22 protein-coding genes and 1 pseudogene are annotated in these 23,211 nt (G+C 55.2%); 5 read left to right on the forward strand and 18 right to left on the reverse strand.

Translation table 11 applies throughout. From position 1 onward, the window contains the following. Nucleotides 1–306 precede the first annotated feature (306 nt). The 4 genes and pseudogenes from C1Y41_RS16520 (at nucleotide 307) to C1Y41_RS16535 (ending at nucleotide 3,533) form a co-directional block, all read left to right on the forward strand. Nucleotides 307–558, forward strand: a complete 252-nt coding sequence (locus C1Y41_RS16520) for a helix-turn-helix domain-containing protein (protein WP_104085888.1) — start codon at nucleotides 307–309, stop codon at nucleotides 556–558. After that, nucleotides 558–1,790 (forward strand): annotated as a pseudogene (locus C1Y41_RS16525) (type II toxin-antitoxin system HipA family toxin). The gene C1Y41_RS16520 and the pseudogene C1Y41_RS16525 overlap by 1 nt, the downstream one beginning before the upstream one ends. A 209-nt stretch (nucleotides 1,791–1,999) precedes the next feature. Then, nucleotides 2,000–2,590 carry a malonic semialdehyde reductase gene (locus C1Y41_RS16530; protein ID WP_039381472.1) on the forward strand — a complete coding sequence of 197 codons (591 nt, stop codon included), beginning with the start codon at nucleotides 2,000–2,002 and terminating at the stop codon, nucleotides 2,588–2,590. Between the two features lie 181 nt (nucleotides 2,591–2,771). Next, nucleotides 2,772–3,533 (forward strand): 4'-phosphopantetheinyl transferase superfamily protein, encoded by a 762-nt coding sequence (locus tag C1Y41_RS16535; RefSeq protein WP_071668254.1) that lies wholly within the window; start codon nucleotides 2,772–2,774, stop codon nucleotides 3,531–3,533. A 30-nt stretch (nucleotides 3,534–3,563) separates the two neighbouring features. Here C1Y41_RS16535 and C1Y41_RS16540 read toward each other — a convergent pair whose 3' ends face one another. Continuing rightward, nucleotides 3,564–4,877: an NCS2 family permease gene (locus C1Y41_RS16540; protein WP_039381465.1), complete on the reverse strand. Its 1,314-nt coding sequence runs from the start codon at nucleotides 4,875–4,877 to the stop codon at nucleotides 3,564–3,566. Nucleotides 4,878–5,026: 149 nt separating this feature from the next. On the opposite strand from C1Y41_RS16540, the gene yieH reads away from it, so the two are divergent. After that, complete coding sequence (gene yieH, locus C1Y41_RS16545) at nucleotides 5,027–5,704, forward strand: 6-phosphogluconate phosphatase (RefSeq protein ID WP_094111672.1); 678 nt, start codon at nucleotides 5,027–5,029, stop codon at nucleotides 5,702–5,704. Between the two features lie 235 nt (nucleotides 5,705–5,939). On the opposite strand, the gene C1Y41_RS16550 is transcribed toward yieH, so the two are convergent. The 17 genes from C1Y41_RS16550 to atpI form a co-directional block, all read right to left on the reverse strand. Continuing rightward, nucleotides 5,940–7,178, reverse strand: coding sequence for an MFS transporter (locus C1Y41_RS16550; RefSeq protein ID WP_104085889.1), 1,239 nt, complete (start codon nucleotides 7,176–7,178; stop codon nucleotides 5,940–5,942). Nucleotides 7,179–7,283: 105 nt separating this feature from the next. Continuing rightward, nucleotides 7,284–8,018, reverse strand: coding sequence for a phosphate signaling complex protein PhoU (gene phoU / locus C1Y41_RS16555; protein WP_071668257.1), 735 nt, complete (start codon nucleotides 8,016–8,018; stop codon nucleotides 7,284–7,286). Nucleotides 8,019–8,032: 14 nt separating this feature from the next. After that, nucleotides 8,033–8,806, reverse strand: a complete 774-nt coding sequence (gene pstB, locus C1Y41_RS16560) for a phosphate ABC transporter ATP-binding protein PstB (RefSeq protein ID WP_039381453.1) — start codon at nucleotides 8,804–8,806, stop codon at nucleotides 8,033–8,035. Between the two features lie 44 nt (nucleotides 8,807–8,850). Beyond that, on the reverse strand, nucleotides 8,851–9,738 hold the full coding sequence (pstA, locus tag C1Y41_RS16565) for a phosphate ABC transporter permease PstA (RefSeq protein WP_039381450.1): 888 nt from the start codon (nucleotides 9,736–9,738) through the stop codon (nucleotides 8,851–8,853). Further along, complete coding sequence (gene pstC / locus C1Y41_RS16570) at nucleotides 9,735–10,697, reverse strand: phosphate ABC transporter permease PstC (protein ID WP_104085890.1); 963 nt, start codon at nucleotides 10,695–10,697, stop codon at nucleotides 9,735–9,737. Before pstC ends, pstA begins: the two co-directional genes overlap by 4 nt. A gap of 85 nt (nucleotides 10,698–10,782) precedes the next feature. Further along, nucleotides 10,783–11,826, reverse strand: coding sequence for a phosphate ABC transporter substrate-binding protein PstS (pstS, locus tag C1Y41_RS16575; RefSeq protein WP_104085891.1), 1,044 nt, complete (start codon nucleotides 11,824–11,826; stop codon nucleotides 10,783–10,785). A 172-nt stretch (nucleotides 11,827–11,998) separates the two neighbouring features. Then, nucleotides 11,999–13,828 carry a glutamine--fructose-6-phosphate transaminase (isomerizing) gene (glmS, locus tag C1Y41_RS16580; protein WP_039381443.1) on the reverse strand — a complete coding sequence of 610 codons (1,830 nt, stop codon included), beginning with the start codon at nucleotides 13,826–13,828 and terminating at the stop codon, nucleotides 11,999–12,001. A gap of 144 nt (nucleotides 13,829–13,972) precedes the next feature. Next, entirely contained in the window at nucleotides 13,973–15,343 is a 1,371-nt protein-coding gene (glmU, locus tag C1Y41_RS16585; protein WP_104085892.1) for a bifunctional UDP-N-acetylglucosamine diphosphorylase/glucosamine-1-phosphate N-acetyltransferase GlmU, read from the reverse strand. Nucleotides 15,344–15,542: 199 nt separating this feature from the next. After that, nucleotides 15,543–15,962: a F0F1 ATP synthase subunit epsilon gene (locus C1Y41_RS16590; protein WP_039381436.1), complete on the reverse strand. Its 420-nt coding sequence runs from the start codon at nucleotides 15,960–15,962 to the stop codon at nucleotides 15,543–15,545. 24 nt (nucleotides 15,963–15,986) lie between these two features. Next, complete coding sequence (gene atpD, locus C1Y41_RS16595) at nucleotides 15,987–17,384, reverse strand: F0F1 ATP synthase subunit beta (RefSeq protein ID WP_065647895.1); 1,398 nt, start codon at nucleotides 17,382–17,384, stop codon at nucleotides 15,987–15,989. Nucleotides 17,385–17,447: 63 nt separating this feature from the next. Continuing rightward, entirely contained in the window at nucleotides 17,448–18,314 is an 867-nt protein-coding gene (atpG, locus tag C1Y41_RS16600; RefSeq protein WP_039381430.1) for a F0F1 ATP synthase subunit gamma, read from the reverse strand. A gap of 52 nt (nucleotides 18,315–18,366) precedes the next feature. Beyond that, on the reverse strand, nucleotides 18,367–19,908 hold the full coding sequence (gene atpA, locus C1Y41_RS16605; protein WP_039381427.1) for a F0F1 ATP synthase subunit alpha: 1,542 nt from the start codon (nucleotides 19,906–19,908) through the stop codon (nucleotides 18,367–18,369). A 14-nt stretch (nucleotides 19,909–19,922) separates the two neighbouring features. Then, entirely contained in the window at nucleotides 19,923–20,456 is a 534-nt protein-coding gene (gene atpH, locus C1Y41_RS16610; protein ID WP_039381423.1) for a F0F1 ATP synthase subunit delta, read from the reverse strand. 14 nt (nucleotides 20,457–20,470) lie between these two features. Further along, entirely contained in the window at nucleotides 20,471–20,941 is a 471-nt protein-coding gene (gene atpF / locus C1Y41_RS16615) for a F0F1 ATP synthase subunit B (protein ID WP_039381418.1), read from the reverse strand. 108 nt (nucleotides 20,942–21,049) lie between these two features. Then, nucleotides 21,050–21,289: a F0F1 ATP synthase subunit C gene (gene atpE, locus C1Y41_RS16620; RefSeq protein ID WP_003849523.1), complete on the reverse strand. Its 240-nt coding sequence runs from the start codon at nucleotides 21,287–21,289 to the stop codon at nucleotides 21,050–21,052. A gap of 48 nt (nucleotides 21,290–21,337) precedes the next feature. Then, nucleotides 21,338–22,156 (reverse strand): F0F1 ATP synthase subunit A, encoded by an 819-nt coding sequence (gene atpB, locus C1Y41_RS16625; RefSeq protein ID WP_039381416.1) that lies wholly within the window; start codon nucleotides 22,154–22,156, stop codon nucleotides 21,338–21,340. Nucleotides 22,157–22,164: 8 nt separating this feature from the next. Then, nucleotides 22,165–22,545, reverse strand: a complete 381-nt coding sequence (atpI, locus tag C1Y41_RS16630) for a F0F1 ATP synthase subunit I (protein WP_039381414.1) — start codon at nucleotides 22,543–22,545, stop codon at nucleotides 22,165–22,167. Nucleotides 22,546–23,211 lie beyond the last annotated feature (666 nt).

Raw genomic sequence — 23,211 nt, forward strand, 5'->3', positions numbered from 1 at the left:
ATATTATTTTGAATGTTCGTGCCTGATTCTGATACCTAACGGTATCTGCATCAGGCGTCTTTCTGGATATGCGACTGGTAACCCCCTCCCCTCAATCTTTTAAATTTCCATAAGGTCTGCTTTTTGAATATTTCCAGAAGCGATTCCTGACCAGGGTGTCCATAATCTGGCTACTGTTTATAACAGTCAGCAACTAATTACCCACCATAACATGCATGAATTTTCTTACACGCTATAGCGTGTAAGCTTTGATTTACCTGCTTAAGCGTGTAAATTAAAATCATCCGATTAACAGGATGCCACGATATGAAGATTATTAATGTCAGCCAGCTCAGCGCTCACCTGCGAGATGTTCGTCTGTCAAAAAAACTGTCTCAGGGAAAAGTGGCCAGCAAGGTAGGGATTCGCCAGGACACCGTATCCAGCTTTGAACTCCAGCCAGGCAACAGCAGGCTGGAAACTTTTTTCAGGATATTGTCAGCACTGGAGCTGGAGCTGGAGGTGAAACCCAAAGGCAGCGATACCCAAAGCTCTGAAGGCTGGAAAGAGGAGTGGTAATGGCTGAACTGGATGTCTACATGAATGGCTATAAGGTGGGTGTTTTTAGCCGTGCCGGGACCGGTGCTCATGCATTTCAATATGCTGAGGCCTGGCTTAATCAGACCGGCAGCCGTCCTGTATCACTTTCCATGCCCTTGCGGCGACAGCCTTATCAGGGCAATGAAGTTTAACTTCTTCGATAATCTATTGCCAGATAACCCGGAGATCAGAGGCCGAATCCTGGCCCGCTATAACGCAGACTCAATCCAGCCCTTCGACCTTTTGGCACGAATCGGTGCCGATACTGTTGGCGCGCTACAACTGCTACCTAAAGATGCCGCGCCCCTGGGCATGATTGAAGAAATTGACGACTTTCGCATATCGCTGGCAGGCGCACAGGAGAAAACTGCCTTGCTGTTCAGCAATGATTGCTGGTGCCAGCCCAGAGGAACCTCGCCTACAACCCATATTCTCAAATTGCCTATCGGCAAGATAGAGAGCCACTCATACAGTCTCGACTTGTCAGACAGCGTCGAAAACGAATTTCTCTGCACGCAACTGGCAAAAGAGTTCGGTTTACCGGTCCCTGATTGCTTTATATTGCATATCAATGATATCAAAGCATTGGCTGTGAAACGGTTTGACCGCCGGTATGCCTCGGATGGTAGCTGGATAATGCGGCTGCCCCAGGAAGATTTTTGTCAGGTGTTAAATGTTCCTTCAGCACGGAAATATGAAAATCAGGGCGGCCCTGGCATAGGCGATATAATGCAAACTCTGCTGGGTTCAGCCAACGCAGAGCAGGATCGTTATCACTTTATGAAGGCGCAAGTATTATTCTGGCTGCTGGCAGCCACCGATGGCCATGCAAAAAACTTCTCGGTCTTTATTGAACCGGAAGGGCGTTTTCGCCTGACTCCTTTTTACGACATCTTGTCTGTCTATCCAGTGTTTGGCGGCCGGGGCCTCAATCGAAGAGACGCCAGGCTCGCTATGGGCCTGACAAGCAGCAAGGGGAAAAATACGCCATTGAGCAGATATTCCCGCGCCATTTTTTCCAAACGGCGAAAGCTGTGGGGTTTGAGCGTTCTGTTATGGAAGAGATCCTGACAGAACTGGCTAACTCTGTTGATGTTGTTATTGAGCGTGTGACCCGGCAATTGCCGGCTGGCTTTCCCGATGCCAACAGCAGCGCCATTCTGGAAGGCCTGAAAGCCCGTTCAGCCAGACTGATAGCGGGCTGGGAATAAATTTCCGATAAGCCGGGATGCCTGTAGCTCAGCTGAACCCCTGATGCACGGGAAATAAGCGCGTACTGCTCTTTGCCAGTCGATCATACATCTTTGTTATTTGGCTCCCTTTCTCCTTTACAGTATAACGATAGAGGCTGCGTTAAGCGCAGCCTCTATTATTCATGCTAAAAATCGGGCCTGCATCGCAACCTGAACAGGAGAAAAACATGAGTACACCGCTCGACAGCGCGGCGCTTGATGCGCTGTTTACTGACGCCCGCACCCACAGCCACTGGCAGGATAAGCCGGTTTCACAGGCGCTGCTGCAGGAGCTTTATACCCTGACGGCTCTGGGCCCGACCTCCGCTAACTGTTCACCAGGCCGCTTTGTATTTGTGACCTCAGCGGAAGGCAAAGCCAGGCTGAAACCTGCCCTCTCCTCAGGCAACGTGGATAAAACCATGTCGGCGCCGGTAACGGTGATTGTCGCGTGGGATCCGGAGTTTTTTGAGCAGCTGCCAAAACTGTTTCCGTTTGGTGACGCGCGCAACTGGTTTACCAGCAGCCCGGAGCTGACAAAAGAGACCGCGTTTCGTAACAGCAGCCTGCAGGCAGGCTACCTTATCCTCGCCGCACGTTCGCTCGGTCTGGATGCCGGTCCGATGTCCGGCTTTGATCCCGCCAAAGTAAATGCCGCTTTCTTCAGCGAAAGCAAATGGCAGGTGAACATGCTGATCAATCTTGGCTACGGCGAGGCAGATAAACTGCATCCGCGCCTGACGCGACTCGGTTTTGATGAAGCCACCACCTTTGCCTGAAAGCTGGCAGCCCGTTTGCGCTCTGCCGGTCAGTCCGGCAGAGTCTCTTTCCCGCCTCGTCCCGCGCTGATTTTCAGTCTTATCTGAATTTATCGCTCTGCCGGGAAAGCCGGATGCAAACATCTAAGAAAATTCTTACAATGCCGCTGATGATTATTCGCCCATTTTCACGGAGCGACAGATGGCTGGTCATTTTGTGCGCTGGACAGGCACCACACCCCTGCCGGTAACGGTTTCACGCATCACTCCGGATGTGCTGGATAGCGCTGCCCGTTTGCCCGACCGGCGGCGCGCGCGTTTTCTTGCTGCCCGCGAGCTGCTGGCGCAGCTGATGCTGCGTATCTACGGAATCGATCGGCTGCCACCGCTGAGCGTCAGCAGCAGCGGACGCCCCTGCTTTGCCGATCCGAACCTGCCTGATTTCAGCATCTCCTATACAGGCAATATTACCGGCGTACTGCTGGCGGAAGAAGGCGGGCGTGCCGGACTGGATATGGAGATTGTCCGCGCGCACAGCCGGCAGACGCAGGAAGCGCTGATGCAGGAACTCTCTTCCGGTGAAAAGGCGTGGATCAATGCACAGCAGGATTTTATGGAAGCGGCCACGCAAATCTGGACGCTACGTCAGAGCGTGCTTAAGCTGACCGGTGAAGCAGATCGGGGCCTCTCTTCGCTGCGTCTGCATCCGGCATCAGGCCGGTTGCGCTCCACGCTATTTCCCGATATTCAGGCGGTCTGTGATGCCGAGCCGACGCTGGTCTGGTCATGCGCCCTTTCACCCGGAACCGGGCATCTGCGACTGTGGGAGATTGACGCGCAGCAGCAGTGGATTGCGCTGCGGGATATTGAAATGAATAAGCCGAACATGGATTCACATACGCTGCGCCTGACCAGTCTGCCCGGCGAACGCCTGGCCGGGCAGCAGGAGATGCGGCAGCACTGAATCGGGTGGCCGCACAGGCCACCTGAAGCGTCAGTGCGCGTCAATAAACGCGATTTTCAGTGCAAACAGCAGCGCAACTATCACCACGCAGGGGCTAATTTCACGCCAGCGTCCGGTGCCCAGCTTCATCACGCAGTAGGCGATAAAGCCCAGCGCGATCCCTTCCGTAATCGAGAAACTAAACGGCATCATCGCCGCGGTGACAAAGGCCGGTACCGCTTCGGTGAGATCGTCCCAGCGTACGCGCGACAGCGATGCCGTCATCAGTACACCGACATAGATCAGCGCGCCCGCCGCCGCATAGCCCGGCACCATCGCCGCCAGCGGCGACAGAAATATTGCCAGCAGGAACAGCAGCCCGGTGATGACCGCCATCAGCCCGGTACGGCCGCCAATGGCAACGCCGGACGAACTCTCAATATAGGCTGTCACCGATGACGTACCCGCCAGCGCACCCGTGACGGAGCTGATGCTGTCCACATACAGCGCCTGCTTCATACGGGGAAAGGTGCCCTTTTCATCGGTCAGACCCGCTTTATCCGTTACGCCAATCAGCGTACCGGAGGAGTCAAACAGATTGACCAGCATAAAGGAGAAGATCACGCCTGCCATACCGATATTGAATGCGCCTTTGATATCCACCGCACCCGCCACCGCAGAGATTGACGGCGGCGGCGCAAAGAAACCGGTGAACCTGACATCTCCCAGCGCAAGCCCGATGCTGGTCGTGATCACAATCGAGACCAGCACCGCCGCGTGAATATTACGCGATGCCAGAATAGCGATAATGAAGAAGCCCAGCGCGCCCAGCAGCACACTGTGCGACGTCAAATCGCCGACGGCCACCAGCGTCTCCGCGTTTGGCACAATAATGCCGGCATTTTTCAGCCCCATCATCGCGATGAACAGGCCGATACCGGCGGTGATCCCGGTGCGCAGGCAGAGCGGAATATTGGCTATCATCCAGTAGCGCACGCGCAGCAGCGTCAGGATCAGCAGCCCCAGCGCACCCCAGAAAATGGCGCCCATCCCTATCTGCCAGGAGTAGCCCATTGCACCCACCACCACAAATGCGAAAAAGGCGTTCAGGCCCATCGCGGGTGCCAGCGCAACCGGCAGGTTCGCTATCAGCCCCATCAGGATGCTGCCAAAGGCGGCAATCAGACAGGTAGTGACAAACACCGCCTGGGTATCCATACCGGCAGCGCCGAGGATCTGCGGGTTAACAAAGACGATATAAACCATCGTCAGAAAAGTGGTGAACCCGGCAATCACTTCGGTGCGTACCGTAGTCCCGTGTTCCTGCAGTTTAAACGTGCGCTGCAGCAGGCCCTGAGTCTTCATTTCGCTGTTCCGCTGAAAAATTTATCGCCGCGTATCCTATAGGCTTTATTGCGGTAAAACACGGAATTTTCGCAACCGGTTGCCTGCTGCTGCCTGTGGCAATCCAGGCTAGAGTAAAAGCTGAAGAGTTATCAGAAGGATAGTGGGCGATGACAGTGGAGTGTGTGTTCTTTGATTGTGACGGCACGCTGGTCGACAGCGAAATGCTCTGCACGCAGGGCTATGTGAATACGTTTGCGCGCTACGGCATCACGCTGTCGCTGCAGCAGATGTTTGAGCGGTACAAAGGCGTGAAGCTTTACGACATTATTCGCGACATCAGCGAAGAGTATCATCAGGCGCTGCCGGTAGCAGAGGTGGAGCACGCCTATCGTATTGAAGTCGCGCGCCTGTTTGAGCAGGAGCTGCAGCCGATCGGCGGTGCACCGGAGCTGGTGGCGCGGATCCGCGTTCCGGTATGCGTGGTTTCTAACGGACCGGTAAAGAAAATGCAGCATTCACTGGGTCTTACCGGCATGCTGCCGTGGTTTACCGAGCGCCTGTACAGCGGCTATGACATTCAGGCATGGAAACCCGATCCGCAGCTGATGTTCCACGCCGCAGAGCAGATGCAAGTGCCGATTGAACGCTGCATTCTGGTGGATGATTCCGAAGCGGGCGTTCGCGCCGGCATTGCTGCAGGTATTCCGGTGTTTTACTACTGCGCCGATGCGCATAATCCCGCAATTGATCATCCGCTGGTGACGCGGTTTGATGATATGGCGCAGCTGCCTGCGCTGTGGCAGGCGCGCGGCTGGGCGCTGTTATCAACCAGCGAGGTTCTGTAGGGGGCGCCCCTGATATGCGGCGGCATTGCCTGATATCAGGGCGGCATTAATGCCGCCCCTACGGCGCCCCTGCAATGTTTTGTAGGGGGCGCATTTATGCGCCCCTGGCATGAGACGCCGTACATCGCCTGATACCAGGGCGGCATAAATGCCGCCCCTGCGGATGCATCTAATGCTGTCCCTGCAATGCTCTGTAGGGGGCGCATTTATGCGCCCCTGGCATGCGCGCAGGCTATCAGCCTATCGCGCCCAGCGAATCCTCATTGCTTTGCTTCTTAGGCAGCAGAAACAGCGTGGCGAAAATATCCAGCAGATAAATCAGCGCCAGCAGCGTAATAGCGGCGGTGAAGGAAATTTGCGTAGCCAGCGCGCCAATCACCAGCGGACCAAAACCGCCGACGCCGCGCCCGAGGTTAAATAGCACATTTTGCGCGGTAGCACGCGCCTGCTGCGGGAACGTATCGGAGATCAGCGCGCCATAGCCGCCAATCATGCCGTTAACAAACATGCCCATGATGGCGCCGGTAAACAGCATTACCGTCGGATCGCGCAGCTGCGCATAGACCACCACCATCACCACGGCACCGAACTGGTACAACAGAAAAATTTTCCAGCGTGCGAAGCGATCGGCCAGCACGCCAAACAGCCAGATACCCAGGGTCATGCCCACCACCGTCACCGCGGTCCACAGCCCCGATTTTGTCAGGCTGAAACCAAAACTGGAGGAGAGATAGCTCGGCATCCAGATCATCAGACCGTAATAGCCAAAGTTCTGTACCGAACAGAGGATAAAAATACCCAGGCTCGCTTTACGGGTGGCGCGGTCAGCAAACAACAGCCTTATGCGGGCGGTAAATGAGAGTGCCGGTACGCTTTTTACCTGCCGTGTGAAACTCTCCGGCTCACCCATACTGCGCCGCAGCACGAATGAGAGCAGTGCCGGCAGCATACCCACCAGAAACATGCCGCGCCAGCCAATCACGCTGAGCAGCGGCGGCGTAATAAAGGCGGCCAGCAGCACACCGAGCTGCCAGCCGATGCCGACCCAGGCCGATGCCCGGTTGCGCTTCTCCTGCGGCCAGGCTTCGGCGATCAGCGCCATACCGATACCAAACTCGCCGCCCAGCCCCACCCCGGCCAGAGTCCGGTACGCCAGCAGATCCCAGTAGCCCTGCGCCACCGCGCACAGGCCGGTAAACAGTGAAAACATCAGTATCGTTACGGTCAGGATACGGATCCGGCCAAAGCGATCGCTGAGGTGGCCAAACAGAATACCGCCGATCACTGCGCCAATCAGCGTCCAGGTCACCAGCGATCCCGCCTGTGACGGGTCAAGCATCAGTGACACGCTGATGGCCGGCAGCATAAAACCGAGGATCAGCAGATCAAATCCATCCATCGCGTAGCCGCTGATTGCGGCCAGCATCGCTTTAGCCGGCGTAACGGCTGGTTTAGCAGATCGGGAAAGGGACATAAAAGAGCACCTGGCGAAAAAAAGTGCGCCAAGTATAAAGAGCGGGCGGCGGAGTGACCAATCAGAAATGGTAATGGCTGCCGCACAGGCAGCCGGAGGAGAGGGTCAGGTAGGGCGATTGCTGCCGTCGTCGCCGGAGAGCAGTTCATCCAGCCGGTCGCCGCCAACGTGACGAAAATCCTGCCCTTTAACAAAATAGAAGATAATTTCGCAGATGTTCTGACAGCGATCGCCGATACGCTCGATCGCGCGCGCGCAGAACAGGGCGGTCAGCACGCTGGGGATCGTGCGCGGATCTTCCATCATATAGGTCATCAGCTGGCGCACGATGCCTTCATACTCTTTATCCACTTTTTTATCTTCACGGTAGATGGTGATGGCAGCGCTGAGATCCATGCGCGCAAACGCATCCAGTACGTCATGCAGCATCTGCACCGTATGATGGCCCAGCGACTCCAGGCTGACCAAGAGCGGCAGATGCTGCTGGCCAAACTTCTCCAGCGCGGTGCGGCTGATTTTTTCCGCCACGTCACCAATACGCTCCAGCTCAGAGATCGCTTTGATAATGGCCATTACCAGCCGCAGGTCGCTGGCGGTAGGCTGACGCTTGGCGATAATACGCACGCACGCCTCATCAATCTCTACCTCCATCATATTGACCTTCTGGTCGCCTTCAATCACCCGGCGTGCCAGTTCCGCATCCTGATTATGCATGGCGGTAATCGCGTCGGTGAGCTGCTGCTCCACCATGCCGCCCATGATCATCACCTGCGTACGAATATGCTCCAGCTCGGCATTAAACTGACCGGAGATATGTTTATTAAGATTTAAATTATCCATGAGTCTCTCCTGAATCAGCCGTAACGACCGGTGATGTAATCTTCAGTCTGCTTCTGCGCGGGTTTGGTAAACAGCGTGTCGGTGTCGCTGAACTCAATCAGCTCGCCAAGATACATAAACGCCGTATGATCGGAGCAGCGGGCAGCCTGCTGCATATTGTGCGTCACAATCACCACGGTGTAATCCTGCTTGAGCTCGGTGATCAGCTCCTCAATGCGGCCGGTGGAGATCGGGTCCAGCGCCGAGCAGGGCTCATCCAGCAGCAGCACTTCCGGCCGGATAGCGATACCGCGCGCGATGCAGAGACGCTGCTGCTGCCCGCCGGAAAGACTGTAACCGCTCTGATGAAGCTTGTCTTTGGTTTCGTTCCACAGCGCGGCTTTGGTCAGCGCCCACTGCACGCGCTCATCCATATCCGCGCGCGACAGCTTCTCAAACAGGCGCACGCCGAAGGCGATGTTGTCGTAAATTGACATCGGAAACGGCGTTGGCTTCTGAAATACCATGCCGACGCGCGCGCGCAGCAGGGCGATATCCTGGTGCGACGCGAGAATATTGTCGCCATCCAGCAGGATCTCACCTTCTGCGCGCTGCTCCGGGTAGAGCGAATACATTTTATTAAACGTGCGCAGCAGCGTGGATTTACCGCAGCCCGACGGGCCGATAAACGCGGTGACCTGATTGCGGGCAATATCCAGGTTGATATCTTTCAGCGCGTGGAACTTACCATAATGAAAGTTCAGATTACGCACCTGGATTTTACCGGCAGAAGGGGTTGCCATACTCATTGCTCATCTCTCTTATACAGCGCCGCCAGAGCCGCGCCGGAAAATTAGTGTTTGCCTTTGGCGAAGATCATGCGGGCAACAATGTTCAGCAGCAGCACGCACAGCGTAATGATCAGCACGCCTGCCCACGCCAGGCTTTGCCATTCGGCAAACGGGCTCATGGCGAACTTGAAAATAGTGACCGGCAGGTTGGCCACCGGCTGCATCATGTCAGTGCTCCAGAACTGGTTGGAGAGCGCGGTAAACAGTAGCGGAGCGGTTTCACCTGCGATACGCGCAATCGCCAGCAGTACGCCGGTAATGATGCCGGAAACAGACGCTTTCAGCGTGATGGCTGAGATCATCTTCCACTTCGGTGTGCCCAGCGCGTATGCCGCTTCGCGCATGCTGTCCGGCACCAGCCGCAGCATATTCTCGGTGGTACGGATCACAATCGGGATCTGCAGCAGCGCCAGCGCCGCAACGCCTGCCCAGCCGGAGAAGTGCTGCATCTGTGATACCACAATGGTGTAGACAAACAGTCCGACCACGATAGAGGGCGCGGAGAGCAGAATGTCGTTGATAAAGCGGATCACCTCTGCCAGCCAGTTCTTACGGCCATACTCCGCCAGCCAGATCCCGGCCATAATGCCCAGCGGCGTACCGAAAAAGGTGGACCAGAAAATCAGCAGGCCGCTGCCCGCCAGCGCATTTGCCAGCCCGCCGCCGGCGGTGTTGGGCGGCGGCGTTGATTCGGTAAACAGCGACCAGCTCAGCCCGTCGATGCCTTTAGTCACCGTGGTGAACAGGATCCAGATCAGCCAGAAGAGGCCAAACGCCATGGTCAGCAGCGACAGCGTCAGGGCGATTTTATTTTTTGTACTGCGCCACGCCTGCATTTTGCGGCGCGAGGCTTCCAGCTCAGTACGGCTCTGCATTTCAATTGCGGTCATGAACGGGCCCCTTCACTTTTTGCCAGCCGCAGGATCATCAGCTTCGAGATCGCCAGGACGATAAAGGTGATCACAAACAGGATCAGACCCAGCTCCATCAGCGCAGCGACATGCACGCCCGATTCCGCTTCAGCGAACTCGTTAGCCAGCGCGGAGGTGATACTGTTGCCGGGCATAAACAGCGAAGCGCTGTCGAGCTGGTAGGTGTTACCGATAATAAAGGTCACCGCCATGGTCTCTCCCAGCGCCCGCCCCAGTCCCAGCATCACACCCCCGATGACGCCGTTTTTGGTAAACGGCAGCACGATTCGCCAGATCACTTCCCAGGTTGTGCAGCCGATGCCATACGCGGACTCTTTCATCATCACCGGCGTCTGTTCAAAGACGTCACGCATTACCGAGGCGATATAAGGAATAATCATAATCGCCAGGATGACGCCTGCGGCCAGGATACCGATACCAAACGCCGGGCCGGAGAACAGCGTGCCGACGATGGGAATGTTAGCGAGGACGTTGCCAACCGGCGTCTGAAAATATTCGGCAAACAGCGGCGCGAAGATAAACAGGCCCCACATGCCATAAACAATGCTCGGGATGGCCGCCAGCAGTTCAATGGCGGTGCCCAGCGGACGACGCAGCCAGCCGGGTGCCAGCTCGGTCAGAAACAGTGCGATCCCGAAGCTTACCGGTACCGCGATGATTAATGCGATCAGTGAGGTCACCAGCGTGCCGTAAATCGGCACCAGTACGCCAAACTCTTCGTTTGGTGCATCCCAGGTTTTGGTCCAGAGAAAGGCGAAGCCAAACTTCTGAATGCTGGGCCAGGAGGAGACGATCAGGGAGACAATAATGCCACCCAGCAGCAGCAGGACAATCAGCGCAGAGAGTTTAACCAGCGCGCCAAAAATCATGTCGCCTTGCTTACCCGGTGCTTTGAATGCCGGCTTGGTAGCAGCCATAAAATTCTCGGTTCTCAGAGGATATGCAGGGCGACCAGGCGGCCGCCCCCGGGATACTCAGCCAGTAGCCGAGCCTGACAATGGCTTACTGCCAGAGCGCTTTGCCGCTGCTGTCTTTGATATTCGCTTTCCATGCCGCACGGATCTGCGTCACTACGCTCTCCGGCAGCGCCGCGTAATCCAGCGCCGTGGCGGTTTTGCTGCCGCCTTTATAGGCCCAGTCAAAGAACTTCAGCACTTCTGCGCCCTTCTCCGCATTAGCCTGATCTTTGTAAATCAGGATAAAGGTGGTGGAGGCGATCGGCCACGCGTCGTCACCTTTCTGGAACGTCAGGTCCTGAGCAAACGAGCTGCTCCAGTCAGCGCCTTTGGCGGCGTTGGCAAAGCTGCTTTCACTCGGGGCCACCGGCTTGCCATCCGCATCCAGCAGTTTGGTGTAGGTCAGGTTGTTCTGTTTCGCGTAGGCGTATTCGACATAGCCAATTGAACCCGGCAGACGCTGCACGAAAGCGGCCACGCCATCGTTGCCTTTACCGCCAAGACCGGTTGGCCAGTTAACGGTGTTGCCTTTGCCTATTTTGCTTGCCCAGTCCGTGTTCACTTTGGTCAGATAGCTGGTAAACACAAAGGAGGTACCGGAGCCGTCGGCGCGGCGCACGACGTTGATATTGGTGTCAGGCAGTTTCAGGTTCGGGTTCAGCTTAGCGATCGCCGGATCGTTCCATTTTTTGATGGTGCCGAGGTAGATGTCACCTACGGTTTTGCCATCGAGCGTCAGCTCGCCCGACTTCACACCCGGAATGTTAACGGCCAGCACCACGCCACCGATAACGGTCGGGAACTGGAACAGGCCATTTTTCTGCAGATCTTCCTCTTTCATCGGCGCATCAGAAGCACCGAAATCCACGGTTTTTGCGATGATCTGCTTTACGCCACCCGAAGAGCCGATCCCCTGATAGTTGATTTTGCTACCGGTGGCCTGCTGATACTCTGCTGCCCACTTGGCATAAACCGGGGCCGGGAAGGTCCCGCCAGCGCCGGTCAGATCGGTGGCGGCAAACGCAGAAAATGCGCTGACGGCGAAAGTGGCGGCGAGGATTCGGGCTACGGTGCTACGCATCAGTGTCATGTTCCCTCCGGGGGAGTATAAATCAGGCTTAACGCCGTTTTAGTTGGAGTCAGTGATTGCTGCTGGAGGGAAAATAGGACAGTTTGATGACAGCGAAATGTACGAAATGTGACAGTTTTATGACGAGGATAAAAACCGGGCGGGCCCGTTGCAGGCCCGCCCGGCTTAGCGATTACTCAACGGTAACCGATTTTGCCAGGTTACGCGGCTGGTCCACGTCGGTGCCTTTGATCAGCGCCACATGATAAGAGAGCATCTGCAGCGGCACGGTGTAGAAGATAGGGGCAATCACTTCCTCAACATGCGGCAGTGAAATGATTTTCATCCCTTCACTGTCGCTGAAACCCGCATCGCCATCGGCGAAGACATAGAGCAGGCCGCCGCGCGCGCGCACCTCTTCAATGTTGGATTTCAGCTTTTCCAGCAGCTCATTGTTAGGTGCGACCACGATCACCGGCATATCGGCATCAATCAGCGCCAGCGGGCCGTGCTTCAGCTCACCGGCCGCGTAGGCTTCGGCATGAATATAGGAGATCTCTTTGAGCTTAAGCGCACCTTCCATGGCGATCGGGTATTGATCGCCGCGGCCAAGAAACAGCGCATGATGCTTGTCAGAGAAATCTTCTGCCAGGCTCTCGATGATCTTATCCTGCGCCAGCATCTGCTCAATACGGCTTGGCAGCGCCTGCAGCGCGTGCACAATCTCATGCTCCGTTTCCGGCTTCATGCCGTGCAGACGACCCAGTTTTGCCACCAGCATCAGCAGTACCGTCAGCTGCGTGGTAAAGGCTTTGGTGGAAGCCACGCCAATTTCCGTGCCCGCTTTGGTCATCAGCGCCAGATCGGATTCGCGCACCAGCGAAGAGCCGGCGACGTTACAGATAGCCAGTGAGCCAAGATAACCCAGCTCTTTGGAGAGGCGCAGCGCCGCCAGCGTATCGGCGGTTTCACCCGACTGCGACAGGGTGATCAGCAGGCTGTTTTTGCGAACTGCGGATTTGCGGTAGCGGAATTCAGAGGCGATCTCAACGTCACACGGGATATTCGCCAGTGATTCAAACCAGTAGCGCGATACCATACCGGAGTTGTAGGAGGTGCCGCAGGCGATGATCTGGATATGCTCTACTTTGCTCAGCAGCGACTCTGCATGCTCACCCAGTTCGCGCAGATCGACAATCCCGTCGTGGAAGCGGCCCGCCAGCGTATTTTTGATAGCGTTGGGCTGCTCGTAGATCTCTTTCTGCATATAGTGGCGATAGATACCTTTATCGCCCGCGTCATACTGCGCGTTTGATTCGATCTCCGCGCGCTGGACCTGATGGCCTTCGCGATCGATGATAGTGACTTCACGGCGGGTAACCTCGGCAATATCCCCCTCTTCCAGGTAAATAAAGCGGCGGGTAACCGGCAGCAGCGCCAGCTGATCGGATGCGATAAAGTTCTCGCCCACGCCACGGCCAATCACCAGCGGGCTGCCGGAGCGCGCGGCCACCAGCACCGACGGATCGCGGCTGTCCATGATGACCATGCCGTAAGCACCGCGCAGCTGAGGGATCACGCGCAGAATAACCTCACGCAGCGTGCCGCCCTGCTTCTGCTCCCAGTGCACCAGATGCGCCACCACTTCGGTGTCCGTCTCGGAGGCAAAATGGTAGCCACGTTCGATCATTTGCGCGCGCAGCGGCTCATGGTTTTCGATAATGCCGTTATGCACCACGATGATCTGCTCTGAGACGTGCGGATGCGCATTTGCCTCAGAAGGTTCACCGTGCGTGGCCCAGCGGGTGTGGGCAATACCGGTACCGCCAATCAGCGGCTGCTGATCTGCGGCCTCCGCCAGATTAGCCACTTTGCCAACGCGACGCAGACGCGTCACGTGCCCCTGACGATCGACCACCGCCAGACCGGCTGAGTCATAACCGCGATACTCCAGACGACGCAGACCTTCCAGCAGGATCTCTGCAATGTCACGCTGCGCTACTGCTCCAACAATTCCACACATATTCGTTTCCTGACTTCATGGCTTTCGGCCATTGCGTTGTCATCTGACCTGATTTCCGGCTGCGCCGGTTCCCCGAGCCTTGTAGAGAGTGGGGATATCGTTATGGCACTGCTAAACGGGCCGATCTTTGCCGGCCCTTAAAATTTATTTTTTCTTCACCGGGCGCTGCCAGCCCGCTTTCTGCTGCTGTTCTTTGCGGTTGTAGACCAGATCGGCGGCGGTAATATCTTTCATCACCGTAGTACCGGCAGCGATGGTGGCGCCTGCGGCAACGGTGACCGGTGCCACCAGCTGCGTATCCGATCCCACAAAGACGTTATCGCCAATGATGGTTTTAAACTTGTTAGCGCCATCATAGTTGCAGGTAATAGTGCCGGCGCCGATGTTAACGCCCGCCCCTATTTCCGCATCACCCAGGTAGGAAAGATGGCCCGCTTTGGAGCCTTTGCCGAGCGTGGCCTTTTTCATTTCCACAAAGTTGCCGACGTGCGCCTGTTCAGCCAGTTCGCTGCCAGGACGCAGCCGGGCAAACGGCCCGACCGTGCAGGCGGCGGCCAGCGTCGCATCTTCGATGACAGAATAAGGGCTGATCTCACAGTCATCGCCCAGAACGCTGTTTTTGATCACGCAGCCGGCGCCAATTTTTACCCGGTTGCCCAGCGTGACATCACCTTCAATGATGACGCCGATATCAATTTCCACGTCGCGCCCGTGCGCCAGCGTACCACGCAGGTCAAAACGCGCCGGATCGCGCAGCATCACGCCCGCCAGCAGCAGTTTTTCCGCCTGCTCCTGCTGAAAAGTGCGCTCCAGCGTAGCCAGTTGCAGACGATTATTTACACCTTCCGTTTCACTGATACGTGCCGGATGAACGGTATTAATTACGCGGCCTTCCTGATGCGCCATCGCGATAATATCGGTGATATAGAACTCACCCTGTGCGTTATTGTTGTCGAGCTGTGCCAGCCAGCGCCGGAGATCGCCGCCGCTGGCGATCAGGATACCGGTATTGATCTCCTGAATAGCCAGCTGCTCAGCAGATGCATCCTTCTGTTCAACAATGCCGGTCACGATCGTGTTTTCACGCACAATCCGGCCATAGCCGGTGGGGTTATCCAGCACCACGGTCAGCAGCCCGATGCCGCCTTCAGGTTTCGCCGCGCGCAGCTGCTGCAGCGTTGCCTGCGAGATAAGCGGGACGTCGCCATACAGCATCAGAATATCTTCGTCATCCGCAAAGAAGGGCGCTGCCTGCTGCATGGCGTGCCCGGTGCCGAGCTGTTCCGCCTGCAGTACCCAGTTCAGGGCGTTGTGCGCCAGCTTCTGCTGCAGCAGTTCCCCCCCGTGACCATAGACCAGGTGAACCTGCCGGGCACCAAGCCCGGTAGCGGCATCAATAACATGCTGCACCATGGGTTTACCTGCCAGCGTGTGCAGAACTTTAGGCAGATCGGAATACATACGGGTGCCTTTGCCAGCGGCCAGGATCACCACACTCATCGCGCTTACAGACATAATTTTCCAGACTCAATTTAACTTTCGAAAGTGTAAGGTTTACCCCTGAGATTACTACATTTTTCTCATGGCGAAATTAGACAACCGGAGGAAAGCGGAAAGGGGAGTCAGGGAGGGTGCATGACAACGGGTTTGCCGGGCGCCGGGCAAAAAAAATGCCAGCCCCGGAGGGCTGGCATTTCATGACGCATAAGCCTGATTACATCGCTTTTTTGGTCAGCTCGATAACACGCAGTTTCGCGATAGCTTTCGCCAGCTCTGCAGAGGCCTGAGCATAGTCCACGTCGCCGTGGCTGCTGTTCATGTGCTCTTCTGCTTTACGTTTCGCTTCCAGCGCGCGCGCTTCGTCAAGGTCTTCACCACGAATCGCGGTGTCGGCCAGAACGGTCGTGCTGCCCGGCTGTACTTCCAGCACGCCGCCGGAGAGGTAGATATACTCCTCGTCGCCGTGCTGCTTCACGATGCGAATCATGCCAGGCTTGATGGCGGTCAGCAGCGGGGCGTGGCCCGGGTGGATACCCAGCTCGCCTTCGCTACCTGACACCTGGATACGCTGTACCAGACCGGAGAACATCTGCTGCTCCGCGCTGACCACGTCCAGATGATAAGTCATAGCCATACCATTCCTCCCGGGAAACCGTTATTACAGTTTCTTCGCTTTTTCTACGGCTTCTTCGATAGCGCCGACCATGTAGAACGCCTGCTCTGGCAGGTGGTCGAATTCGCCTTCCATGATGCCTTTGAAACCACGAATGGTATCTTTCAGCGTCACGTATTTGCCCGGAGAACCGGTGAAGACTTCAGCAACGAAGAATGGCTGAGACAGGAAGCGCTGGATCTTACGCGCACGTGCCACCAGCAGTTTATCTTCTTCAGACAGCTCGTCCATACCGAGAATGGCGATGATGTCTTTCAGCTCCTGGTAACGCTGCAGCAGTGACTGTACGCCACGTGCGACGTCATAGTGCTCCTGACCCACGATCAGTGGATCCAGCTGACGGCTGGTAGAGTCCAGCGGGTCAACGGCCGGGTAGATACCCAGAGAGGCGATCTGACGGCTCAGCGTAACCGTTGAGTCTAAGTGAGCAAAGGTGGTTGCCGGAGACGGGTCAGTCAGGTCATCCGCAGGAACGTAAACGGCCTGTACGGAGGTGATTGAACCAGTCTTGGTGGAGGTAATACGCTCCTGCAGCACACCCATCTCTTCAGCCAGCGTTGGCTGATAACCTACCGCAGATGGCATACGACCCAGCAGTGCAGATACTTCAGTACCTGCCAGGGTATAACGGTAGATGTTGTCGATGAACAGCAGAACGTCACGACCTTCATCACGGAATTTTTCCGCCATGGTCAGACCGGTCAGTGCTACGCGCAGACGGTTACCCGGCGGCTCGTTCATCTGGCCATACACCAGCGCTACTTTATCGATAACGTTGGAGTCAGTCATTTCGTGGTAGAAGTCGTTACCCTCACGAGTACGCTCACCCACACCAGCAAAGACCGAATAACCTGAGTGCTCAGCCGCGATGTTACGGATCAGCTCCATCATGTTTACGGTTTTACCTACGCCCGCACCACCGAACAGACCGACTTTACCGCCCTTAGCGAACGGACACATCAGGTCGATAACCTTGATGCCGGTTTCCAGCAGTTCCTGCGAGTTTGACTGATCTTCATAGGAAGGCGCGGCGCGGTGAATAGAGGAGACCTCTACTGCGCTGCCATCTTCTTCTGTCAGGTCGCCTTTCATGTCGATAGGCTCGCCCAGCACGTTCATGATACGGCCAAGGGTCGCTTTACCAACCGGAACCTGAATAGGTTTTTTCAGATCGATTACTTCCAGACCGCGCTTCAGGCCGTCAGAAGAACCCATGGCGATAGTACGTACTACGCCACCACCCAGCTGCTGCTGAACTTCCAGCACCAGACGAGTATCACCATTCTTAACCTCGAGAGCGCTGTATACCTGTGGTACCGCGTCCTGAGGGAATTCGACGTCAACTACGGCGCCGATAATCTGGACAATCTTTCCAGCTGCCATCTTGAATCCTCTACCTAATACGAGAATATCCGGCCGCGCTCGGGCGACAGGATATATGCCTGGTTAAACCGCGGAGGCTCCCGAGACGATCTCGGTAAGTTCCTGGGTGATGCTGGCCTGACGAGCTTTGTTGTAGACCAACTGCAGCTCTTTGATCAGGTTTCCGCCGTTATCGGTTGCGGCTTTCATCGCTACCATACGCGCGGCCTGCTCACTGGCCAGGTTTTCCACCACACCCTGATAAACCTGCGATTCGACATAACGACGCAGCAGCGTATCGAGCAGCGCCTTCGGATCGGGTTCGTACAGGTAATCCCAGGTCTTCGCCTTCATCTCTTCTTCACCTTCCGCTGGCGGTAACGGCAGCAGTTGGGTAATGGTCGGAGTCTGAGACATGGTGTTGTTAAACTTGTTGCTGACGATATACAGCTTGTCGATACGGCCTTCATCGTAGGCCTGCAGCATAACTTTTACCGGGCCGATCAGATCGGACAGCGCAGGCTTATCGCCCATGCCGGTAACCTGAGCCACGACGTTACCACCGACAGAGCCGAAGAATGAAACGCCTTTAGAACCGACAATCGCCAGATCGCTCTGAACGCCTTTGTCTGCCCAGCCTTTCATTTCAGCCAGCAATTTTTTGAACAGGTTAATGTTCAAACCACCACAAAGCCCGCGGTCAGTCGAAACGACCAGGTAGCCGACGCGCTTAACGTCGCGCTCATCCAGGTAAGGGTGCTTGTATTCCAGATTACCCAGTGCAAGGTGACCAATCACTTTGCGCATGGTATCTGCATACGGACGGCTGGCCGCCATGCGTTCCTGCGTTTTACGCATTTTGGAGGCGGCGACCATTTCCATCGCTTTGGTGATCTTCTGCGTATTTTTTACGCTTCCGATCTTGGTACGTATTTCTTTTGCGCCGGCCATTAGCTTCTCCTCAAAGCCTTGCGGCCTGTCTTTTCAGACAAGCCGCCAGACATTACCAGGACTGGGTTGCTTTAAACGTTTCGAGCAGGCCTTTCAGCTTCGCTTCGATATCGTTGTTGTAGTTACCCGCCTGGTTGATTTCAGCCATCAGCTCAGCGTGTTCGCGATCGGCGTACGCCAGCAGAGCGGCTTCGAAGCTGCCGATTTTCGCCAGTTCAACGTCGTTCAGGAAGCCGCGCTCAGCAGCAAACAGCACCAGACCCTGCTGCGCAACGGACATTGGCGCATACTGTTTCTGTTTCAGCAGCTCGGTCACTTTCTGACCGTGGCTCAGCTGTTTACGCGTTGCATCATCCAGATCGGAAGCGAACTGAGAGAACGCTGCCAGTTCACGATACTGTGCCAGCGCGGTACGAATACCACCGGACAGTTTCTTGATGATCTTGGTCTGTGCAGCACCACCAACACGGGATACGGAGATACCCGGGTTAACGGCTGGACGGATACCGGAGTTGAACAGGTTCGACTCCAGGAAGATCTGACCATCAGTGATCGAGATAACGTTGGTCGGAACGAACGCAGAAACGTCACCAGCCTGGGTTTCAATGATTGGCAGCGCGGTCAGAGAACCGGTCTGGCCTTTCACAGCACCGTTGGTGAAACGCTCAACGTAGTCAGCGCTTACACGTGATGCACGCTCCAGCAGACGAGAGTGGAGATAGAACACGTCGCCCGGGAATGCTTCACGGCCTGGTGGGCGGCGCAGCAGCAGGGAGATCTGACGGTAAGCGATAGCCTGCTTAGAGAGGTCATCGTAAACGATCAGCGCATCTTCACCGCGGTCGCGGAAGTATTCGCCCATGGCACAACCAGCGTACGGAGACAGGTACTGCAGCGCAGCAGACTCCGATGCAGAAGCCACAACCACGATGGTGTTAGCCAGCGCGCCGTGCTCTTCCAGCTTGCGAACCACGTTAGAGATGGTTGACGCTTTCTGACCAATCGCAACGTAGACACACTTGATGCCTGAATCACGCTGGTTGATGATGGCGTCGATAGCCATTGCAGTCTTACCGGTCTGACGGTCACCGATGATCAGCTCACGCTGGCCACGGCCGATTGGAATCATCGCATCGACAGATTTGTAACCAGTCTGAACAGGCTGGTCAACAGACTGACGATCGATAACGCCTGGTGCAATCATTTCAACCGGCGAGAAGCCGTCGTTGTCGATTGCGCCTTTACCGTCGATAGGTGCACCCAGGGTGTTCACCACGCGACCCAGCAGGCCACGGCCAACCGGTACTTCCAGAATACGACCGGTGCACTTAACCTTCATGCCTTCGGCAAGGTCAGCGTACGGGCCCATAACGACCGCACCAACCGAGTCGCGCTCGAGGTTCAGTGCGATAGCGTAACGGTTGCCCGGCAGGGCAATCATTTCACCCTGCATAACATCGGCCAGGCCATGTACGCGGATGATACCGTCACTTACAGAAACAATAGTACCTTCGTTGTGAGCTTCACTCACGACATTGAACTGAGCAATGCGCTGCTTGATCAGTTCGCTGATTTCGGTGGAATTCAGTTGCATATGCTCCAGTCCCCTTAAGACTGCAAGACGTCTGCCAGACGGTCAAGACGGCCGCGCACGCTGCCATCAATCACCAGGTCACCCGCACGGATAACCACACCTGCCAATACAGACTTATCAATTTTGCAATTCAGCTTAACTTTGCGTGACAGACGTTTTTCCATCGCGGTGCTGATTTTGGTCAGCTGGCTGTCACTCAGCGCACTGGCGGAGATTACATCAACTTCGGCTGTCGCTTCATAAGCGTCACGCAGTTGAATAAATTGCTCCAGTACGTCTGGAAGCGCTGTCAAACGTCCGTTCTCCGCCATTACCTTGATCAGGTTCTGAGCGTGTTCATCAAGTTGATCACCACAGACTGCATTGAAAGAGGCAGATAACGCTTCAGGTGCTAAGGCACCAGAGAGTACTTCTGCCATCTGTTCGTTGCGAGCCACTTCTGCGGCAAACGCCAGCATGGTCTGCCAGCGTTCGATACTTTGATGCTCAACAGCAAAGTCAAAAGCTGCTTTGGCGTAGGGGCGAGCTACAGTAATCAGATCAGACATCAGCCCCTCCCTCCTTACAGTTCAGCGACCAGTTTATCAACGATGTCGCTGTTAGCAGCTTCATCCACGGAACGTTCGATGATTTTCTCGGCGCCAGCTAATGCCAGCAACGCGACCTGTTTACGCAGCTCTTCACGTGCACGTGAGCGCTCGGCTTCAATTTCTGCCTGCGCCTGAGTGACGATGCGGTTACGTTCAGTTTCAGCTTCAGTTTTGGCTTCGTCCAGAATCTGGGCACGGCGTTTGTTCGCCTGCTCGATAATGACCTGAGCTTCTTCCTTCGCTTTTTTCAGCTGGTCGGTCGCATTGGCCTGCGCGAGATCCAAATCTTTCTTCGCGCGTTCAGCAGAAGCAAGGCCTTCAGCAATTTCTTTCTGGCGCTTTTCGATGGCAGCCATGATCGGTGGCCATACGTACTTCATGCAGAACGCGACAAACAGGATGAACGCGATGGCCTGGCCGAGGATTGTTGCGTTAATGTTCACAGCACAATGCCTCTTATTAAGTTAACGTGCTCTGCCGCTATCATTGATAAACGGCAGAATCTGTTCCTCATCACACCAGGTGCCATGAGTGAACAATGGCTACAGGCTTTAGGCGACAGCAAACATCACGTAGAGACCCAGACCAACAGCGATCATCGGGATTGCATCCACCAGACCCATTACAACAAAGAACTGCGTACGCAGCAGAGGGATCAGATCCGGCTGACGCGCTGCGCCTTCCAGGAATTTACCTCCGAGGATGCCGATACCGATCGCAGCACCGATTGCCGCCAGACCCATCATCACAGCGGCAGCCATGTACAGCAGATCCATATTCAGGTTTTCCATGACAGTCTCCAGTTTGTTTCAGTTATGCTTAAGTTGTTGAGAAAAAAATCAATGTTCTTCAGATGCCATCGACAGATAGACAATCGTGAGGACCATGAAAATGAAAGCCTGCAGCGAAATAATCAGGATGTGGAAAATGGCCCATGGCACATTCAGCACCCACTGCGACCACCACGGCAGCAGACCGGCAATCAGGATAAAGATCAGCTCACCCGCATACATGTTGCCGAACAGTCGCAGACCGAGTGAAACCGGTTTTGACAGCAGGCTGACACCTTCAAGAATCAGGTTGATGGGGATGAAGATCGGGTGATTAAAAGGCTGCAGAGTCAGCTCTTTAGCAAAGCCGCCTACCCCTTTCATTTTGATGCTGTAGAACAGAATCAAAATAAATACGCCCAGCGCCATAGATAGCGTGATGTTCACGTCTGCTGACGGCACGACGCGCAGCGCCGGCAGGCCCAGATAGTGCTCACCGATAAACGGCAGCAAATCAATAGGCAGCAGATCCATGAAGTTCATCAGGAAGACCCAGACAAAAATTGTCAGAGCCAGCGGGGCGATAACTTTACTTTTACCGTGGTACATGTCGCGAACGTTGCTATCAACAAAGCCGACAACCAGCTCGATAGCCGCCTGCATTTTCCCTGGCACGCCGCTGGTGACGCTTTTCGCCACGCTGCGGAACAGCACAAGGAATAATACTCCCAGTGCAACAGAGAAAAACATGGAGTCCAGGTTTAACGTCCAGAATGTTGCTGGCGCGTCGTGTGCATTCACCAGCTCGAAAGTACGCAGGTCCATCTGAAGATGCGTCAGATGATGTCCTATGTATTCCTGCGGCGTTGAGATTTCTCCTGCGGCCATGATGCCTCTTACCCTTTGTTGTTAATTACAGCCGGTGCGACGATTTGCACCACCAGCACCGATAACCAGGTGATTGCGAGTGGCCAGAAGACCGCTCCGAACCCACCCAACGCCACAGCGAGAAAAATAACGGTGGCGAACACCTTAAGAACTTCACCCAGGGCGAAACTCCAGGCGACACGCCCTTTAGCCGGTGTTTGATCCTGCAGACGCCAGGCTAAAAACGTGAACAGTATGTTTGGCAGCCAGGCTGCCACACCACCCGCGATAGCAGAGGCGCCCCAGGTGACATCTTTCAGGGCAAACAGCGCACCGATTACGACAAACGTCACCAGCTGGACAACCAGAACGGCTCGGGCTAATTTCACACTGTAAAGAGACACTGACATGACGCTTAACTCTCCTGCCCCGAACGGGGTATGTCGCGTGTCGTATAAGACTGCCTTTGCCGTTTTGAGTCAAGCAGCAAAAGCCGTGCAAATTATACGGGCCGCACCTGCGATTTCAATCGCTAAGTAGCGAAAAGGTGAACAATTATTTAAATTTCTTTCTGAAGGGCTATTTTTCCAAAGATTCATAACCCGGAAAGCCATCAGCGACGTTGCCGTTTTCTGGCTAAAGCGTGATATAAAGCGTGCTGCAGATCACATAATAAACAACCAGACGCTGAAAAATTTACCAGAATGCATAATCCGCACTAATAATCAGGGCATGTTAACCATTTAAAATCATGGTGTTATAAATTTAAATCTGCTTCAGCTCACTCTTTTCCGATAAAAACATCCGGTTGACACTGCGGAAAGAATTAAAATCGAAATAATAATATTACGCCCGCCGATTTATTGCCGCGTCATATTTCCCTGCGTGATAATCGAAAGCAGAAAACAGCGGTTATCATGTGACATTAGTGGCAATAAAATGTGAATTAATCGTTAAATGTAACAACGCTTTTCGGATAATTACGGCGAAGGATGTTAACGCCTTTCCCCTCCCCTGCCGAATAAAAGCGTTTGTCACCGCGCGTTCAACCGCTGTTTTTTTATTCAGCCCTGACG

The organism is Pantoea sp. ICBG 1758 (assembly GCF_002928325.1).
Classification (GTDB): domain Bacteria; phylum Pseudomonadota; class Gammaproteobacteria; order Enterobacterales; family Enterobacteriaceae; genus Pantoea; species Pantoea eucrina.

Excerpts from the sequence above, each read along its gene's own strand:
- pstA (WP_039381450.1), bottom strand. The coding sequence starts at position 9,738 with ATGACCGCAATTGAAATGCAGAGCCGTACTGAGCTGGAAGCCTCGCGC.
- glmU (WP_104085892.1), bottom strand. The coding sequence starts at position 15,343 with ATGTCTGTAAGCGCGATGAGTGTGGTGATCCTGGCCGCTGGCAAAGGC.
- C1Y41_RS16590 (WP_039381436.1), bottom strand. The coding sequence starts at position 15,962 with ATGGCTATGACTTATCATCTGGACGTGGTCAGCGCGGAGCAGCAGATG.
- pstB (WP_039381453.1), bottom strand. The coding sequence starts at position 8,806 with ATGAGTATGGCAACCCCTTCTGCCGGTAAAATCCAGGTGCGTAATCTG.
- phoU (WP_071668257.1), bottom strand. The coding sequence starts at position 8,018 with ATGGATAATTTAAATCTTAATAAACATATCTCCGGTCAGTTTAATGCC.
- pstS (WP_104085891.1), bottom strand. The coding sequence starts at position 11,826 with ATGACACTGATGCGTAGCACCGTAGCCCGAATCCTCGCCGCCACTTTC.
- glmS (WP_039381443.1), bottom strand. The coding sequence starts at position 13,828 with ATGTGTGGAATTGTTGGAGCAGTAGCGCAGCGTGACATTGCAGAGATC.
- atpE (WP_003849523.1), bottom strand. The coding sequence starts at position 21,289 with ATGGAAAACCTGAATATGGATCTGCTGTACATGGCTGCCGCTGTGATG.
- atpD (WP_065647895.1), bottom strand. The coding sequence starts at position 17,384 with ATGGCAGCTGGAAAGATTGTCCAGATTATCGGCGCCGTAGTTGACGTC.
- atpA (WP_039381427.1), bottom strand. The coding sequence starts at position 19,908 with ATGCAACTGAATTCCACCGAAATCAGCGAACTGATCAAGCAGCGCATT.
- atpB (WP_039381416.1), bottom strand. The coding sequence starts at position 22,156 with ATGGCCGCAGGAGAAATCTCAACGCCGCAGGAATACATAGGACATCAT.
- C1Y41_RS16540 (WP_039381465.1), bottom strand. The coding sequence starts at position 4,877 with ATGAAGACTCAGGGCCTGCTGCAGCGCACGTTTAAACTGCAGGAACAC.
- C1Y41_RS16535 (WP_071668254.1), top strand. The coding sequence starts at position 2,772 with ATGGCTGGTCATTTTGTGCGCTGGACAGGCACCACACCCCTGCCGGTA.
- yieH (WP_094111672.1), top strand. The coding sequence starts at position 5,027 with ATGACAGTGGAGTGTGTGTTCTTTGATTGTGACGGCACGCTGGTCGAC.
- C1Y41_RS16520 (WP_104085888.1), top strand. The coding sequence starts at position 307 with ATGAAGATTATTAATGTCAGCCAGCTCAGCGCTCACCTGCGAGATGTT.
- pstC (WP_104085890.1), bottom strand. The coding sequence starts at position 10,697 with ATGGCTGCTACCAAGCCGGCATTCAAAGCACCGGGTAAGCAAGGCGAC.
- atpH (WP_039381423.1), bottom strand. The coding sequence starts at position 20,456 with ATGTCTGATCTGATTACTGTAGCTCGCCCCTACGCCAAAGCAGCTTTT.
- C1Y41_RS16530 (WP_039381472.1), top strand. The coding sequence starts at position 2,000 with ATGAGTACACCGCTCGACAGCGCGGCGCTTGATGCGCTGTTTACTGAC.
- atpI (WP_039381414.1), bottom strand. The coding sequence starts at position 22,545 with ATGTCAGTGTCTCTTTACAGTGTGAAATTAGCCCGAGCCGTTCTGGTT.
- atpG (WP_039381430.1), bottom strand. The coding sequence starts at position 18,314 with ATGGCCGGCGCAAAAGAAATACGTACCAAGATCGGAAGCGTAAAAAAT.
- C1Y41_RS16550 (WP_104085889.1), bottom strand. The coding sequence starts at position 7,178 with ATGTCCCTTTCCCGATCTGCTAAACCAGCCGTTACGCCGGCTAAAGCG.